Origin of the sequence: Cyclobacterium xiamenense, assembly GCF_900109255.1 — a bacterium.
Classification (GTDB): domain Bacteria; phylum Bacteroidota; class Bacteroidia; order Cytophagales; family Cyclobacteriaceae; genus Cyclobacterium; species Cyclobacterium xiamenense.
In genome coordinates this window covers 310,374-323,638 of the sequence record NZ_FNZH01000003.1, presented here as the reverse complement: position 1 = coordinate 323,638, position 13,265 = coordinate 310,374, and the positions used below count along the sequence as shown (strand labels likewise).

Below are 13,265 nucleotides of genomic sequence, written 5' to 3'. Positions count from 1 at the left end.
TCTGTTTTTAGAAATTGTTTTTGCATACCGCATATGGCCACACAAACAACCGATTTCTTCCCGCTAATGGGGGAAGCGCTCAACAGGGACAATACCCTCGGCCTGGACATGAGCGCCGCGAACAGGTCCTTATGCCAGATTGACTTGCAGGATACCCTGGCGTTTTCGGCCTTTATCTCAGGTCTGCTGGCAGACGGGCAAAAGAAATACGGTGTGGGCGGATATGCTGAAAAACGAGCAATTTACCAGCGAAGCCAGGTATTTGCACACCAACTGTGTACCTTCCGAAACATCCACCTGGGCGTGGATATCTGGGCTCCTTCCGGAACAGCTGTATTTTGCCCGCTGCCGGGAAAGGTGCACAGTTTTCAGGATAACGCCGGTTTTGGAAATTATGGGCCCACGATCATCCTGGAACATCACTGGCAGAAAGAAACAATCTTTAGCCTGTATGGCCACCTGAGTCGTAAAGACCTGAATCAGTTAAAACCCGGACAAACTTTTCTTAGCGGAGAAAAAATCGGACATTTGGGTCCGGCCGGAGAGAATGGAAACTGGCCTCCACACGTGCATTTTCAGATCATTCGTGATTTGGGCAATTGGTCGGGAGACTATCCAGGAGTTTGTACAGAGATGGAAACCGATCACTATTTATCCAATTGCCCGGACCCCTGTTCCTGGCTGGGTCTCCAGGCCTTTTGGTAGTAAACACAACAATTGACTTGCATTACAATGAATTCCCAAACAGTAAAAAAAATACGTGCTTTCAGAAAGGAGTTGCATCAGGAACCGGAAGTTTCCGGAAAAGAACAGCAAACCTCTTCAAAGATAAAAGCTTTTTTCGAGGCGCTACAGCCGGATGAAATCGTGGAAGACCTGGGGCCCTATGGGCTAGGGGTGGTTTTTAAAGGAAAAGAAAAAGGCCCAACCACGCTGATTCGGGCGGAGCTGGACGCACTACCAATTCCAGAAGTGGGGAATCACCGCCATAAAAGCAAAAATCAGGGTGTCTCCCACACCTGTGGCCATGACGGTCACATGGCCATCGTTTGCGGTGTAGGACTGGAACTGGCAGCGCAACGACCCGAGAAAGGAAAGGTGGTCTTGATCTTCCAGCCCTCTGAGGAAACCGGACTGGGGGCTACCCAGGTGATTGAATCAACAAATTTCGCGCAGATACAGCCAGATTTTGCTTTTGCCCTGCACAACCTGCCCGGTTACACCAAAAATGAAATTGTTCTAAAAAAAGGTGCATTTACCGCTGCTTCTAAAGGAATGACCATTTCCTTACATGGGAAAACAAGCCATGCCGCACATCCGGAAGACGGCTTGAGCCCGGCAGAAGCCATGTGCAAATTGATAATCGCTTTGGAAAAATTACCCGAAAGCATCCCGGACTTCTCGTTGGTAACCGTCATCCATGCCCAACTGGGAGAGATTGCCTTTGGGACCTCTCCCGGTGAAGCACAAGTGATGGCTACCCTACGTACCTTCGACAACAAGACCATGCAGGCCCTGACCAACCATGCAGAAAAACTAGCTGGCTTGATTGCCAGGGAGCAGGGCCTGGACTATAACATCAGCTATTGCGAGGAATTTGAGGCCGTTATCAACGACGTGGTACCCTGGGAACTGGTAAATGACGCCGCCAAAGAACTCGCCTTAAAGCGAAAACATATTCGGACTCCGTTTCGCTGGTCAGAGGATTTTGGCAAATTTGCCTCCCTGACCAACAGCTTTCTATTCGGCTTGGGCGCGGGCAAGCAACAACCCCAACTTCACGAGGGGCATTACGATTTTCCGGACGAAATCCTGGAGACGGGTGTCGCGCTTTTTACAGCCATCATCAAAAAACTAAACTATTAATTTTATGGTTCACACCTCCTACATCGAACTGAGCAAGAGCGCTTACAAAAATAACCTCAAATTTATTCGAAGTCAGGTAGGGTCGCACGTCACCATCTCTTCGGTCGTCAAAGGAAATGCCTACGGCCACGGGATAGAAAACACCGTGAAAATAGCAGAAAGCGCTGGAATTCGGCACTTCAGCACGTTCAGCACCGATGAGGCCATCCGGGTGGAAGCTTCCTCCACAAAAAACAGTGAAATCATGATCATGGGAATGGTGGACAACGAGAGTATCCCCTACCTGATCCAGCACGAAATCAGCTTCTATGTATTTGAGCTAGACCGATTGAGATGCGCCATCGAAACCAGCAAAACTCTCGGGAAAAAGGCAAAAATCCATGTAGAAGTCGAAACCGGGTTTCATCGGACGGGTTTTGAATGGGAGGAACGAACCGCCCTGGCGGAAGTACTGCTTTCAAACCGGGAAAACCTACAGTTGTGCGGTCTTTGCACCCATTACGCCGGAGCGGAAAGTGTCGGCAATTACGTTCGTATTCAAAATCAGATTAAAACCTACCTGGAATTCAAACAATGGTTTCAGGAAAAGGGCTTGTATTTTGATAAATACCACACTGCCTGCTCGGCCGCTTCCCTGAGCTACCCCGAGACCATCATGGATATGGTACGCATCGGAATCGCTCAGTACGGCTTCTGGCCCAGTCAGGAAACCTACATGTTTAAATTTAAACAGCTGGCTCCGAACATGAAAAATCCTTTGAAACGATTGATCAGTTGGAAAAGCCAGGTGATGAGTGTCAAAAAGGTGAAAATTGGTGATTTTGTGGGCTATGGCAACAGCTACATGGCGTCCCGCAACATGACCATTGCGCTGGTACCCATCGGGTACTGCCATGGATTCAGCCGGAACCTGAGCAATTTGGGAAAAGTGCTGATTCATGGGAAAATCCTTCCGGTAGTAGGGACCGTCACGATGAATGCCATATCCATCGATATCACCGATCTCCAAAAGGCCCGTAAGGGGGATGAGGTGGTGATCATCGGCCGCCAAAAAAGAAATGAGATCACGGTTGCCTCCTTTGGGGAATCCACCCAACAGGTCAATTACGAGCTATTGACCCGGTTGCCCCACGATATTCCCAGAAAAATTATCTCCTAATCGGTTTTTAGAATGGTATTTGCTTGACTTACTTACCAGGCACATCCTGGTATCCGATATTTCAAACGTAAAAACGATTCTATGAAATTCTTATTCACAACAGTTCTTACAGGTTTCCTGGCCATCGGTTTGGTTGCCTGCAATCCCGAACCCGTGGAGCTATCGGATCACGATTGGTTCGTAACGGATTTGGCGGGATCTTCGGCCGCAAAGGAGAAATTAGCCGATCTTTCGCTCGAATTTAAGGAGGAACAGGCAATTGGCGGATTTGCCGGGTGCAACGACTACCGGGGGGCTGCCACCTATAACCGGGAGCAAATTAAGTTTTCGACGCTGTATGCGGACACCGATTCCTGCGACGACATCAACCTGGAAAAACGGTTCCTTTCCAATCTGGAATCCAGTACCAGCTATACCTACCGTGCCGGAACATTGGTACTTTACGACGATGGCGGAAACATCCTGGTAGAAATGGAAAAAAATTAGGTCGAATGAAGAGACCGGACTTTCGTCAAAAAAGCATCCGGCTCAGCTAAAAATAATGGTGCGGTTGCCCACTACCTTAATTTTTTGGGCCAGGTGGTATTTGATGGCCCTGGAAAGCACTACTTTTTCGACGTCCTGCCCGATTTGCACCAGCTCATCGACGGTATTGTGGTGCCTTACGCGCGCCACATCCTGCTCGATGATGGGCCCTGCGTCCAGTTCTTCCGTCACGTAATGGGCTGTTGCACCAATTATTTTCACCCCTCTTTTGTAGGCAGCGTGGTAGGGTTTTGCGCCGACAAAGGCCGGTAAAAACGAATGGTGGATATTGATGATGCTGTTTGGAAAATGGGAGATAAAAACAGGGGACAAAATCTGCATGTACCGGGCTAGCACTACAAAATCGACACCATGCGCCTGAAGCAAGCGAATCTGTTCTGCTTCCTGGCTCGCTTTGTTTGCCTTCGTTACCGGCAGGTGATAGAAAGGAATCCCAAAGGCCTTGACCACCGGCTCAAGGTCCGGGTGATTGGAAATAACCAGGGGGATATCCACCTGAAACTGCCCGGAATAATACCGGCTGAGTATGTCAAACAAACAGTGTGACAATTTTGAAACGAACAGCGCCATTTTTGGCTTTGGGAAATTAAATGACAAGGTATAGTTCATGTCAAAAACCGCCGCTACCTGACTGCCAAATTGTTCGTGAATTTGGTCTTTGGCAATTCCAAAGGTATCAAGTTCCCACTCTGCTCGCATGAAAAAATCCCCGATCTCCTCGTCTATGTATTGATCAATGGCCAAAATATTTCCATTATTTTCGAACAAAAACCGGGAAACGGCGGCGACAATGCCTTTGTTGTCTTTGCATTGGATGATGAGTATGGCAGTATGCATGGGATAGGTTATTGAGTTATCGGCAGATGCTGTAGGGAAAAAGGTTAAGCAAGCAATGCGGAAATATCTTCCTGGCTAAGGCTTTTGATAAAACTCTCCTCGGTACTGATCAATTCGCCCGCAAGCGCCATTTTTCGTTCCTGAAGCGCCATGATCTTTTCCTCAACCGTATTTCGGGTAATGAACTTATAAATGATTACTTTATTTTGTTGACCGATGCGATGAGCTCGGTCAATGGCCTGCGACTCTACGGCAGGATTCCACCAGGGGTCCAACAAAAACACGTATTCCGCTTTGGTCAGATTTAGGCCCACTCCACCAGCTTTGAGCGAAATCAGGAATACCTGTATGTTGGGATCTTCCTGGAAGCGGGTTACTTGTGCCTGCCGGTCTTTCGTTGCGCCATCCAAATAGGCAAAGGGGATTTGTTCCTGGCATAAGAATTCTTTGACAATCGCCAGATGCCTGACAAATTGACTAAAAATCAATACTTTATGCCCTTCACTTACCGTGGATTTTACCATATAGGTCACGTCTTCCAGTTTACCTGAGTCGCCGGTGTATCCCTCGTCCACCATTTTTGGATGATTTGCCAGTTGGCGGAGCTGAGTCAACCCTCTCAGTAAGGTGAGCGATTTCTTGGAAACTCCGGGAATAGATAACTCATCAATGATCTTGTCCCGGTAATAGGCCTTGACATCCTCGTAGGCGCTTTCCTGTTCCGAGGTCATGGTAGAGTATTGTACATTGACCACTTTTTCCGGAAGGTCGGTGGCCACTTGAGATTTTAGCCTCCTAAGGATAAAAGGCTTGATCATCGCGTTGAGCTTTCCAATTTTGTCGGTGTCGTTCTTTTTTTCGATGGGCATCAAAAACTGTTTCTTAAACGCTGTTTGCCCACCCAACAGGCCCCGATTGATAAAGTTCATCTGCGACCACAGGTCCATGGTACCGTTTTCAACCGGAGTACCTGTCAAAATCAGTTTATGATTGCTCTTTAGTTGGATCACTGCTTTGGAAATGATGCTATCGGGGTTTTTGATCGCCTGAGATTCGTCCAGAATGATATAGTTAAAATAAAACTCCTTTAAAATTTCGATATCCAATCGGGCGATGCCGTACGAGGTCAGCACCAGATCGTACCGCCCAAACTGGCTGCAGTCCTTGATGCGCTGTGTCCCAGTATAAATTAGTATTCGCAGTTTAGGAGTGAATTTTTTGGCCTCCAGCTCCCAGTTGTATATCAGGGAGGTGGGCATGACGAGCAGCGAAGTAGTTCCCTCCGAACGTTCCTTTTCCATGGCCAGCAATGCCAGGGTTTGCACGGTTTTTCCCAGGCCCATATCGTCAGCCAGGCATCCACCAAAATTGTACTCGTTGAGAAACCGCATCCAATTATAACCCGCCTTCTGATACGGACGAAGTGTACCTTTGAAGTAATGGGACAAGGCGTAATCGTCAATGGAAGAAAAATCTTTCAATTTTTTCAGCCGCTCACTCAAAGACAGTTTGATTAGATTCCCTTTCTCGAGTTCTTGCGCCAATGCAATGTGATGCTTCTTTAATTTGAAGTTGCCCTGTTCGGCCTCCTTCTCTTCCATAAACGAAAAAATCTCTCCATAATTCACAAACCAGGATTTTGGAATAATGGCCACCTCGTCATTTGGAAGTTGGATTTCCGTTTTACCTTTCATGAGTAATTTCCTGAATTTCAGGAAGGATATTTCGTACTCTCCAAACGTAACGGTAGCTTCTACATCGAACCAATCGATTTTTTCGTGGATTTTCACATTGATCTTGGCCGAACCAATGAAATACTTCTTGCCTTTATCCTGAGAAGTCTGGTGAATTTTTATGCCCAACTCGTCCAAACCCGGTCGATGGTTAATGATCCAGTCGTAGGCTTCCCGCTTGGACATGGAAAACCGGCCATTCCTTACCGGCAACCCTTTCGACTTTAGGAAATCTCCATAGTAGGTTTCTCGGTCCAGATCCCGCACTACCTTATGAAAGGTATAATCATCTCCGTTTTTTTCCAATTCCACATTGGTAGGTTTGGCCTGATCTGCTCTAAAGGTATAGTCTCCGTACGTAAATCGAAGATCAAATACCATTTTCTCTTCTTCTTCGATACCGGTGTTTTTTCCAAACATATCCACGGTAGGGTTACCCGGCAAATCGCCTAAAAACAAGATCGGTTGGGGATCGGATCGCTCTACTTTGATTTCGAAGCCTTTCGCAAACACATCAAAGGAAGCCAGCAACTGGGTCACAAACTTTTGGTAATAGGATTCCTCAACTTTTTTGGGAATAACGATAAACTTTTTATTCAAAAAAGGAAGCAGCTTTTTCCCATCCACATCCTTTTCGAAGCTAAAAAGTCGAGAATCGACCACCAGCCAGGCCGGTTGGTGGCAAATAAGATAGCTTCCTTTGTACTGCCATTCCAGTTTTTCGCTTTTATACTTGATGGTTGGGAAATAATGCGTGTTTTCTTCGTTTCTCCGGAAATGAAAAAGCACAGATGCTTTCTCGGGCATGATTTCGATTTCCTTCCATACCGGATTTCCATCGTTTCCCATTTCAAACAAGCGCTTGTGTTTGATTTTTTCCAAAATTTTTGCCCGGGTAATTTCCAGCCTATCCTCGATTAGCTTTTGTATTTCCTTATTGGCCTGCGTTTGCTGCCCTTCCTCGAATACCTTCCGTAAAAATTCTTTGGGCTTGTTATTTTTTACATTAAACTTTTTTATGATCGCTTCCTGCTGCATGCTGTCCATCAGGCGTATCAGCTCCAGGTCGGTGTCATCGATGCCTCCCTCAAATTCACGCGCATTCTTGTAGGAAATATTCTGATACGCAAAAGACAACCTCCCTTTTTCGTCCAGCTGTACCGCAAAAGACTCAAAAAGAATACCAAGAAACTCATGACTAAAAAGAGAATATACGATTTCAAACGGCTTTTCGGAAGCTACTTTCATTGCAGGTGTTTTTGAACAAAAAGGAACGTATTGCTGTGTTTTTTAGATTTGGCAGTTTGCAAATTACAGAAATATTTAAAAAATTTAAAGAGATCATCCCTTTTATCGGCTATAAATGTCGGGTGGTAGAAACCTTCGAGGCAATCAAGGCCGGCCGGTAAGATGCCAACAGGGTAATGATGATCACACTCAGACTGGTATACAAAAAGTCCGTCCATTGCATCTTTACCGGGTAGGCATCCACAATGGAGGAGGTAACACCCAGTGAAACCAAACCGAACCTATCCTGAATCCAGCAAATCAAGAAACCAAGCAACAAACCTGCAACTGCCCCCGAAAAGGCGATAATGGCCCCTTCCTTCAAAAAAATGGCTCGGATAAACCGACGCGTTCCCCCCATGGATAGCAAAACCGCGATGTCTTTCTTTTTTTCTATGGCGAGCATGCTCAGTGAAAAAAATATATTGAACGACGCTACTGCTAAAATAAAGGTTAGGGTAAGGAAAACGAATAGTTTTTCCAGCCGGATGGTCATCAGTAAGCTTGCATGTTGCTCGTCACTGTCTTTTACCGAAAAATCTTCGCCCAGTAATTGCCGTAAATTGTCCTTCACCGCCTGAATGGAATAACCTTCCGCTACCTTGATTTCCAACGCGGTTCGCCGTTCGCCGTACTCCAATAAGCGGGCGGCAAAATCCAAGGGGACAATGAGGTATTCGTCGTCATATTGTTTTTCGATACTAAATATCCCTGCGGGACGGATCACTTCGCGATTGTACATACTAGAGGGATCAATGCTACCCGCCCGGGGCTCTTTGGGATAAAAAACCTGCATCAATTCAAATTCATCGTCCAGATCAAACAGAAGAAAATACGACAAGCCCCTACCGAGAATGGCCTCGGGCCTACCCTCCTCCCCCAAGCTCATTTCTCCCGTAAGGCGCCCTTTTTCAAAGCGGTTTTGTCCCAGAAAATTATCCGAAACACCTTTTAACGTAGCCACTACCTGATGATCCCCGTAGCGAACCAGGGCATTGTCCTCAATCACCTCTGTTAGAATGGCCACTCCCTCGCTATTTTCTATGGAAGCGAGAAAGTCCCCGTCCACTTCAAACGACTTCCCCATAACCGGCATCACCTTCAAATCCGCATCAAAGGACGCATATAGCCCCTTTATCAGATCTTCCAATCCATTAAATACGGACAATACGACCACCAGAGCCATGGTTCCGACGGCCACACCGATCATCGAAATCCTCGACAGGACCGTGATGAAATTTTTTTTGGCTTTACTCTTAAAGTACCTTGCCGCTATGAAATAGGAGAGGTTCAAGTGTGCATTGGTTAGTTTTCTTCTTCGTCTTCCGTTTCATCCGACGGGTCCGGAATCTCCAGTTTGGAAATCACCTCGTCCATGTGTTGGGCGTAAGCAGCGGACTCATCCAGGTAAAAGACCAATTCGGGAATCACCCGTACCGACTTCCCGATGCGGTTGCCCAGGAATTTCCGTAGCTGACCCTTATTTTCATTTATCCGCTTAAATAACGCCTGGTTATCGGCCAGTAAAAAACTCAAATTTACCTTCGCCACACCCAAGTCCGGACTCATCAGTACCCGAACTACGGTCACCATGGCTTTGCCTACCAACGGCTTCCCCTCCCGCTGAAAAATTTCTCCCAGCTCCTTTTGGATTAATTTCGAATATTTTTGTTGTCGCTTCGTTTCCATGCTGCCGTTTTTATTCGTAACAAATTTAGTGAAATATACGGGTAACCTTTAATTTCGTAAATTGAGTTTTAAACAAATATAAGCCTTGCTTGAATTTTTCAAAATTAACGACCCATTGCGAATGGTTGGAATCATTTTCCTACTGTTGCTTTTCCGGATTCCGTATTCGTTTATCGACATTCCCCTTACCCAACCGGAATTGCTTTGGCAAATGCTGGGCGAGCGAACGGCGGCAGGAAACCTGCCCTACGTTGATACGCTGGACGGTACGGGGCCGTTTTCAGTGGTAATTTATTGGTTCAATGAACTGCTGACAGGCAATTCCCTGCTTTCGTTTCGGATTATTGCTTTTGTTCTACTAATCTCCCAAATCTATTTTACCAACGAACTTTTTATCAAAATCAACGCCTACGAGGAGAATAACTACCTGCCCGCCTTGATCATGGCCATCACCTTTCAACTATCCTTCGATTTCATGACGCTTTCTCCGGCATTGATGGGCAGCCTTTTCCTAATGCTGGCAATGGGACATTTACTGAGCCAAACGACCATCAATGCCAATCCGGTACCTTCCGTTCTGTTGATGGGGTTTTGGGGCGGCGTGGCGTTTTGTTTTCATTTCCCTTACCTGGTCTTTCTCCCTTTCCTACTACTAACAGGCTTGTTTATCATTGGGATTTCCTTTCAGCAGTTGTGCCTGCTGCTTACCGCCTACTTGCTTCCAATGAGCCTTTGTATGGTCTACTATTTTCTACGGGATGGCCTAAGCGAATTCATTGAATTGTACCTGCTGCTGGGATTTAAGGTGCCCCCTGTTTACCACGTCAACACCAACTGGCTCTTGGTGATTTTTTCCCTACCCTTGTTTCTCGCCCTTATCGGTTATATCAATAATAGCCTGCAGCACCGCATGAATGTGACCCAACAAAAGCAAAATCAGTTGATGTTGGTATTTTTATTGGTAAACCTGGGGTCGTTTTTTCTTCTCGATCGGGTAAGTCCGTTCCAATTTGTCATGCTTATCCCCCCGCTGGTCTATTTTATCTCCCACTTGCTCAGCCTCGGTAAGAAAAGAAGCACCCAGCAAGGCATGACCTACGGGTACCTCTTACTAATACCGCTGATCGGCTATGGTTGGGTATTCTACCAAAGCCATACCCCCGCGTTTGACAGTTATGCGGCTAGGTCAATGGAAACTACCCAAACAGATGGGGATATAAAAGTCATGGTACTGGGAGAAAATCTGGACCGCTACTCCAGAACCGGACTGGGCAATCCTTATCTGAATTTCCGGCTAACCAGACAGTATTTTGAAGAAATGGATCCAATGGACAGGAAAATGAAGTTTTATAACGACCTACGGAAAGCCTCCCCCGACCTTATCATCGATGTGGACACAACCTATGCTTCGTGGGCAAGCGGTATTCCTGCTTTGGATCAGCTTTACCGCAGAAATGGACAGCTGCTCCAAAGAACCGAATAAAACGAAAGCGTTTGATTGCGAAAGCCAGGCCTTTACTCAATCACCGATTAGCAGGGTATCTTATTGACGCGTCTGGCATGCCTTCCTCCTTCAAATTCGGTAGTAAGAAACCGCAACACCATTTTTTCGGTAAGCTCGAAAGAAACAAACCGGGAAGGGATAGAGATTAGGTTGGCGTCGTTGTGCTGCCGAGCCAACTCCGCCAGCTCCTCATTCCAGCAAATAGCAGCCCGAATGGCTTGGTGCTTATTAGCCGTGATCGCCACTCCGTTTCCGCTTCCGCAGAGGATTACCCCCAGGCGAAATTCACCCGATTCCACCGCTTCGCACAAAGGGTGCACGTAATCCGGATAATCTACCGATGCATCGGTATAGGGACCAAAGTCCTTGACTTCGTAGCCTTTTTTTTCTAGCCGGTCGATCAGCTGCTGCTTGTAGGCAAAACCGGCATGATCGCCGCCGATGGCAATTTTCTCAGACATGTCTAATGGTTTAAAACCCGTTTTCCAATTCATCTTCCCTCCGCTTTTTCTCCAGCCGCTTGGCGATGATGATTCCGGCCTCATACAATACCAAAATAGGCATTGCTATCAGAATTTGGCTGATTACATCCGGAGGAGTAATCAGCGCAGACAAGACCAGGATCACCACGATAGCATGCCTTCGGTACGTCTTTAGCATCAAGGAAGATACCAAACCCGCCTGGGTTAGAAAATAAATCACGATGGGCAATTGAAACATCACCGCCGATGCAAGCACCAACATGGACAAGGTAGAAACATACGAAGTTATGTCAAATTCGTTGGCAATGGAGGGGTCTAACTGATAGTTAGACAGGAAGTTGATCGACAAAGGAGAAAGGATAAAATACCCAAAACTAGCCCCCATAAAAAACAGCAAACTCACGAAAAACACGGCTCCACGGGCTGCATTCTTTTCCTTGTCGTACAATCCGGGGCTGATAAATCGCCATACCTCCCAAAATACGTAGGGGAAGGAAGCGATCAAACCAACGACCAAACTAGAGGTAATGTGCATGGAAAACTGCCCGGTCATCTGTCTGCTCTGAATGATAAACGGGAGCTGCTCGATGCACAGCGCCGGCAATGAGAAAAAATCCGACAACTGGCACAGTACGCGGTACGTGATGAAGTCAATTTTGGACGGGCCTAATATCACCTGCCCGAAAACAAAGCTCTTCGAAAGAAAGGCCAGAACCATAAAAACCAAAATGGCAGATATTGATCGCAGCAAATGCCATCGCAGTTGCTCCAAATGGTCCAGAAAGGACATGCCGTTCTCTTCTTCCTCTTCTTCGTTGTATTGATCCAGTGCCACGTACGTTTCTATTTTTTAGTATAAGGGAAATTGAACCATCCACTCGTTTACTTCTACCTTGATCGATTCCAATTGACTTTCGTCTCCGTGGTGTATCAGGGAACGGTCGATCAAGTCCACAATTCGAACCATATCTGCTTCCTTCAGTCCCCGGGTCGTAACCGCTGCCGTGCCGATACGCATGCCGGAAGTTACGAAGGGCGACTTGGTATCAAAAGGAACCATGTTTTTATTGATGGTGATGTCTACTTTCCCCAGGGTTTCCTCCGCAATCTTACCAGTCAGCTCTTTATTTCGTAAATCGATCAGCATGAGGTGGTTGTCGGTACCACCGGATATCAATTGGTATCCCTTTTTGACGAAGGCATCGGCCATTACCGCCGCATTTTTCTTCACCTGCACCACGTAGTCCATGTATTCATCGGAAAGTGCTTCCTGAAAAGCGATGGCCTTCGCTGCGATAATGTGTTCCAGTGGTCCGCCCTGTGTACCTGGAAATACACCTGAATCAAGCAGGGCAGACATCTTGCGCAATTCACCTTTCGGATTTTTTATCCCAAAGGGGTTATCAAAATCCTCCCGCATCAAGATCAGCCCTCCTCGGGGGCCTCTCAATGTCTTGTGGGTGGTGGTCGTCACTACGTGACAAAACTCAAGCGGATCGTTTAGCAAACCACGTGCGATCAATCCCGAGGGATGGGAAATGTCCGCCAGCAAAATCGCCCCCACCTGATCGGCGATGTTGCGTAGCCGTTCGTAATCCCAGTCCCTGCTGTAAGCAGAAGCGCCGCAAATGAGCAACTTGGGTTTTACAGCGAGGGCTTTTTCTTCTACCTTGTCGTAATCAATGACTCCGGTAGCTTCCTCCACCCCGTAAAAATGGGGGTCGTATAACTTGCCGGAAAAGTTGACAGGAGAGCCATGGGTCAAATGTCCACCATGGGATAAATCAAACCCAAGGATAGCGTCACCGGCATTCAGACAAGCCAGAAAAACAGCGGCGTTGGCCTGTGCCCCGGAATGGGGTTGTACATTGGCCCAGGAAGCACCAAATAACTCTTTGGCCCGGTCTATGGCAATTTGCTCAATGTCGTCTACGATTTCACATCCACCATAATACCTTTTCTTTGGCAATCCTTCGGCGTATTTATTCGTAAGTACGCTACCAGCAGCCTCCATGACTTGTTTGCTGGTAAAGTTTTCTGAAGCAATCAGTTCTATTCCTCTTTTTTGCCGGTCCTCTTCCCTGCCAATCAGGTCAAATATCAATTGATCTCGTTTCATGTAGTAAGCCTGTCATTTTTGCCTTGCTTCCCTTATCCATCGA

12 protein-coding genes are annotated in these 13,265 nt (G+C 46.8%); 5 read left to right on the top strand and 7 right to left on the bottom strand.

What is annotated here, in order from left to right:
- Positions 1–33 precede the first annotated feature (33 nt).
- From BMW71_RS10895 to BMW71_RS10880, 4 genes are all read left to right on the top strand, one after another.
- Complete coding sequence (locus BMW71_RS10895; protein ID WP_092173566.1) at positions 34–705, top strand: peptidoglycan DD-metalloendopeptidase family protein; 672 nt, start codon at positions 34–36, stop codon at positions 703–705.
- Between the two features lie 27 nt (positions 706–732).
- On the top strand, positions 733–1,866 hold the full coding sequence (locus BMW71_RS10890; RefSeq protein ID WP_092173564.1) for an amidohydrolase: 1,134 nt from the start codon (positions 733–735) through the stop codon (positions 1,864–1,866).
- A gap of 4 nt (positions 1,867–1,870) precedes the next feature.
- Positions 1,871–3,025 (top strand): alanine racemase, encoded by a 1,155-nt coding sequence (gene alr / locus BMW71_RS10885; protein ID WP_092173562.1) that lies wholly within the window; start codon positions 1,871–1,873, stop codon positions 3,023–3,025.
- A gap of 81 nt (positions 3,026–3,106) precedes the next feature.
- The gene (locus tag BMW71_RS10880; protein WP_092173559.1) at positions 3,107–3,511 is read left to right on the top strand and encodes an META domain-containing protein; all 405 of its coding nucleotides are present in this window, start codon (positions 3,107–3,109) and stop codon (positions 3,509–3,511) included.
- Positions 3,512–3,553: 42 nt separating this feature from the next.
- Here BMW71_RS10880 and purU read toward each other — a convergent pair whose 3' ends face one another.
- The 4 genes from purU to rbfA all read right to left on the bottom strand — a co-directional run bounded on the left by purU (position 3,554) and on the right by rbfA (position 9,117).
- Complete coding sequence (gene purU, locus BMW71_RS10875; RefSeq protein ID WP_092173557.1) at positions 3,554–4,408, bottom strand: formyltetrahydrofolate deformylase; 855 nt, start codon at positions 4,406–4,408, stop codon at positions 3,554–3,556.
- 44 nt (positions 4,409–4,452) lie between these two features.
- A complete protein-coding gene (locus BMW71_RS10870; protein WP_092173554.1) occupies positions 4,453–7,389 on the bottom strand; it encodes a DEAD/DEAH box helicase in 2,937 nt (978 codons plus the stop codon).
- A 109-nt stretch (positions 7,390–7,498) separates the two neighbouring features.
- Positions 7,499–8,722 (bottom strand): FtsX-like permease family protein, encoded by a 1,224-nt coding sequence (locus BMW71_RS10865; protein ID WP_092173552.1) that lies wholly within the window; start codon positions 8,720–8,722, stop codon positions 7,499–7,501.
- Between the two features lie 11 nt (positions 8,723–8,733).
- Positions 8,734–9,117: a 30S ribosome-binding factor RbfA gene (gene rbfA / locus BMW71_RS10860; protein WP_092173549.1), complete on the bottom strand. Its 384-nt coding sequence runs from the start codon at positions 9,115–9,117 to the stop codon at positions 8,734–8,736.
- A gap of 121 nt (positions 9,118–9,238) precedes the next feature.
- On the opposite strand from rbfA, the gene BMW71_RS10855 reads away from it, so the two are divergent.
- Entirely contained in the window at positions 9,239–10,600 is a 1,362-nt protein-coding gene (locus BMW71_RS10855; protein ID WP_092173547.1) for a hypothetical protein, read from the top strand.
- Between the two features lie 47 nt (positions 10,601–10,647).
- On the opposite strand, the gene rpiB is transcribed toward BMW71_RS10855, so the two are convergent.
- The 3 genes from rpiB to BMW71_RS10840 are packed head-to-tail and all read right to left on the bottom strand — an operon-like array spanning position 10,648 to position 13,222.
- Positions 10,648–11,082 carry a ribose 5-phosphate isomerase B gene (gene rpiB / locus BMW71_RS10850; RefSeq protein WP_092173544.1) on the bottom strand — a complete coding sequence of 145 codons (435 nt, stop codon included), beginning with the start codon at positions 11,080–11,082 and terminating at the stop codon, positions 10,648–10,650.
- 10 nt (positions 11,083–11,092) lie between these two features.
- Positions 11,093–11,938, bottom strand: a complete 846-nt coding sequence (gene tatC, locus BMW71_RS10845) for a twin-arginine translocase subunit TatC (RefSeq protein ID WP_092173541.1) — start codon at positions 11,936–11,938, stop codon at positions 11,093–11,095.
- Between the two features lie 15 nt (positions 11,939–11,953).
- Positions 11,954–13,222, bottom strand: a complete 1,269-nt coding sequence (locus tag BMW71_RS10840; protein WP_092173539.1) for a serine hydroxymethyltransferase — start codon at positions 13,220–13,222, stop codon at positions 11,954–11,956.
- Between the last annotated feature and the right edge of the window lie 43 nt (positions 13,223–13,265).